The following is a 683-nucleotide window of genomic DNA, read 5'->3' as shown; positions in this document are numbered from 1 at the left end:
GGCTAGATTAGAAAAATTGCTTCCCAAACCCAAAGGCCGTCATGGTAAAGATGATCGGTTATTTATCGAGGCGATATGTTGGATGCTGCGGACTGGAGCTGCGTGGCGTGGATTTGCCAGCAGACTATGGTCACTGGAAAAGTGTTTATAATCGCTATAACAACTGGTCAAAAAAAGGATATGTTACTGCCATTTTGTCAGAATTAAAAAAAAGATGGCGATCACGAATGGCACATTCTTGACGGGTCAATTATCAAAGTACATCAAGACGCCATGAGAAGCAGTTATGATAAGGCCTTGGAAGCCATTGGTCGCAGTGTTGGTGGGGCTTAGCACGAAAATTCACGCTAATGTTGATGCCTTTGGTCAACTGGTCAATATATTGTTAACACCTGGGCAAGTACACGAGAGCCAGGTAGCCCATGATATCTTAGCTGATGAGATCTGTGAATCGTTGTTAGCTGACAAGGCTTATGATATTGACAGCTTTCGAGATACTCTAGCGGAGAAAGGGATAAAAGCTGTTATTCCAAGTAAAAAGAATCGGTTGCATCCCACTACGCATGACTGCCACACCTATAAAGAACGCAACATTGTTGAACGTTTTTTTCAGAAGATTAAGCGGTTTAGAAGGATTGCTACACGATATGATAAAACGGCCAGAATGTACCTCACCGGAGTGA

Annotated in this window: 2 protein-coding genes; both read left to right on the top strand. The window is 42.9% G+C overall.

Going from position 1 to position 683, the window contains the following annotated elements; translation table 11 throughout:
- Positions 1–151 (top strand): transposase (locus OK13_RS16245; protein WP_152571714.1); only part of this gene is annotated, 151 nt, incomplete at its 5' end.
- Between the two features lie 135 nt (positions 152–286).
- The coding region (locus OK13_RS13700) for an IS5 family transposase (protein WP_152571713.1) at positions 287–683 on the top strand (397 nt) is incomplete at its 3' end.

The sequence above is a fragment of the Legionella norrlandica genome, assembly GCF_000770585.1.
Lineage (GTDB): Bacteria > Pseudomonadota > Gammaproteobacteria > Legionellales > Legionellaceae > Legionella > Legionella norrlandica.
The sequence above is the reverse complement of the archived record's forward strand: the minus strand, read 5'-3'. Positions and strand labels throughout refer to the sequence as shown.